The organism is Spiroplasma sp. ald, from assembly GCF_044714355.1.
Lineage (GTDB): Bacteria > Bacillota_I > Bacilli_A > Mycoplasmatales > Mycoplasmataceae > Spiroplasma > Spiroplasma phoeniceum.
The window spans coordinates 1-2968 of sequence record NZ_RXFY01000115.1 but is presented as its reverse complement, the minus strand read 5'-3'; the positions used below and the strand labels follow the sequence as shown (position 1 = coordinate 2968).

Annotated in this window: 4 protein-coding genes and 1 riboswitch; of the genes, 2 read left to right on the top strand and 2 right to left on the bottom strand. The window is 25.4% G+C overall.

Annotated features, from left to right (window positions below):
• The first annotated feature begins 159 nt into the window (after positions 1-159).
• Entirely contained in the window at positions 160-375 is a 216-nt protein-coding gene (locus tag EHU54_RS05210) for a hypothetical protein (protein WP_400249316.1), read from the top strand.
• A 413-nt stretch (positions 376-788) separates the two neighbouring features.
• Complete coding sequence (locus EHU54_RS05205) at positions 789-968, top strand: hypothetical protein (protein WP_400249315.1); 180 nt, start codon at positions 789-791, stop codon at positions 966-968.
• 104 nt (positions 969-1072) lie between these two features.
• Here EHU54_RS05205 and EHU54_RS05200 read toward each other — a convergent pair whose 3' ends face one another.
• Positions 1073-1441, bottom strand: coding sequence for a hypothetical protein (locus EHU54_RS05200; protein ID WP_400249314.1), 369 nt, complete (start codon positions 1439-1441; stop codon positions 1073-1075).
• 62 nt (positions 1442-1503) lie between these two features.
• A complete protein-coding gene (locus EHU54_RS05195) occupies positions 1504-2457 on the bottom strand; it encodes a hypothetical protein (RefSeq protein WP_400249313.1) in 954 nt (317 codons plus the stop codon).
• A gap of 151 nt (positions 2458-2608) precedes the next feature.
• Positions 2609-2799: riboswitch (cobalamin riboswitch) on the bottom strand.
• Positions 2800-2968 lie beyond the last annotated feature (169 nt).

The window sequence follows — 2968 nt, the reverse complement described above, 5'->3', positions numbered from 1 at the left end:
TAGGAATTTTAAAATAACTAGGTTATGCAAGAAGTCTATTATCAAATATCTTCTTTATAAATATTTATGTTATTTAAAAAAATGAAAACTTTTTACTGTAAACAATAATGCTTTTGAATTATATTAAATTATATATAAAAAATCATAAAAAGAGGAAAAATGACAACTAATAACATAACTTCATATGAATACAATAATGAAAAAGAAAGAACTAATTCTAAAATAGAAAATAATAGTGCTTATTTGTCAGATTTATGTAAAATTGAAACAATTTTGGACATAATAACTGTTGGAGCTTTGATAGTTGTTAACTTCTTAAAGTTAATTTTAAAATATAGTAGCGGTGGGTTTTATTTATGCCAATGAAAACAATAGATAAAAACAGTTATTAATTAAAAAATATTGTTAATTTTAAATAAATATGATAAGATAAATATTATAAGTGATTTTGAAAATGTAATATTTTCAAAATAAATGGCTTAATTAATAATTAAATCTAATAAGGAAATTTTAATATGGAATTTACATCAGAAATGAAAAACCATCTAAAAAAATATATAAATCATTTAAAAAAGGTCTTAATTCTTTTTTACAACACTTGGCTTTAATAAAAAAGAATCTGAAAAATGGCAAGTTCTACTTGCAAAAATGTAACAAAAAATTGAAAACAAATGGGAATTAATGAAAATGTAATAAATGAATGAAGTTCAATTGCTACAGATGCTTAAAGAGAAGGGAAAAAACATCAAATTTCTTTACCCCAAACAGGACAAGCAGAATTACAAAAGATGATTGATAAAAATGGTAGACTTGTGTCAATTCAATCACACATATCAACAAATAACATTAACAGTCCTGCGACAAAAATTAATCCAATTCCTAAACCACAAAGAATAAAAGATATTCAAAAAATTTATACAGAATTTAATCAAACCGAACAAAATCAAGAACTTGAACAAGAAAAATAGAACAATGATTTTGTTCTTTTTGTCTTATTACTATAAAGTTTATTTATAAATAAAAAAATGATATTAAAATAATTTTAATATCATTTCTTAATAGCATTAAATTTTTACTCGTGAACAAAAATCCATCTTAATGCTCCAACTCCAATAAAAAGATTAGGAATGGCCCCTAAATACGTTCAGGGTAATTGATAATCTGCTTTTACAAAAAATCCAACTAAGAAAATTACTGCTAAACCAGTAATGGCAAGTGCTCATAATAATGATCAAAAGCCTGGTTTAACTGATAGCGGAACTAAAATATACAAAATTCCTAAAAGCAATAAAACTGGTCAACTTGTGTCTCATCCGTAAATTGAAGTTTTTGTTGGAACGCCAGCAGCGAATAAAATGCCAATAATAATAATTCAAGCTGCGCCGATAAACATTAAAATTTTTGGTCATGTTAATGTCTTAATAATTTCATCTCCTTCCAAGATAATTATAAATAATTATACAATAAAATTATGAAATTATTTTGGCATTTTTATAGCCTTTATTAATTAAAAGAATTTCAATTTCGCGATGTTAAATATGTCAAAACATCAGTCACACGAAAAGTATTATTAATTGCAGGAATTAGTTGTGGTGAAATATATTGGGCATTATTTTCACCAATGATTTTAAAATAAAAACCTCAGTGGGGTAATCGGTATTTTATTTTATTAAAACTATTATTTATTCAATTTTCTTGATAATTTAGATCTATTCGAAATACACTTTGATCCTTAGTTTTTGACACTCTAATTGAACCTTTACTAACAAGTCTTAATGGAATATTCATTCCCACTTGAATTTTATTTTCAGTGCTACTTCAAACTCCATATATTGCCTTCTGGATTTCCGTCTGCAATAAAACATCCAAACGGTTAGAATTTCATCAAACAAATTGTTTTCCATCCACTTCTTGCACTGGATGAGAATCACGAATTGTTCCTCATTGTTCAAACTCTTTTTGAAATCGGTCATTTAGTTGCTTCATATTTTTACTATTTTTAAGATCTTTTCATTTATCTTGTGCCATTATTGTATAACCATTAACAGGGGTATTTTGCGTCAAAAAGGAATTAGAAATATAAACATTATCATCATCAGTTTTTGTAAATGTTATTGGCTCATAAAGATGCGTTACATCTTGCATATGAGCAGTATCACCAAACTGTAATTTTTGCATTACTTCATCAAGACTTACAACATTTTTAAAATAAAGATAAATATGTGCTTCTTGATTAAGATCTAACCAATCTTTTTGTTGGAAGGTACTTGATGCAGTTGGTAAATAATAATTATTATAACCAACTGCAAATTCTTCATTTTCCTCTGTCTTCATTTGATAAATTCAATTTGGATCACAATAGGAAAGCGATTCATCAACATTTTTACAAGAAATTGTTGTTAATGTTGGTGAAAAAATAAATATAGAACTTAGGAATAGTAATAATATTTTTTTCATTTTCTTATTTTTTTCTAGCAAATTAACAATGGACAATTTAATTCTAGTTGCAGTAAATTAAAAAGCATTCCCCAACATGCTTTTTATATAACAATCACTAAATTATTTATTTACAAAATAATTACATGACTCACACCCAGGAGTTATATAATAAGACTAATTAAATTTAGAAAGGTCTACTGGCTTAATTTCATCCTACTAACCGCCTTCCCAAAAGTTTTCTTTTCAGTGGCTAATGTGGCTTTCGTCAATATCACAGTTGCTGGGACAGTTCAAGATTCGCACTCAATTCCCTAACTCTAAATAACTATTTATTAAATTGTCTAAAATTATCATACCACATTTTTTAGTTATCTTTATAATAATTAATAATAAAAATAAAAAAGTAAAACTTCAACTTAAACTAACTAGCGAAGGTAGTCAAATATTAGACTTCTTGCATAACCTATTAAAATAATTGTAAATATTTTTAAAAAGATACTAATAGCAAATTATAATTTTAATTAATTAT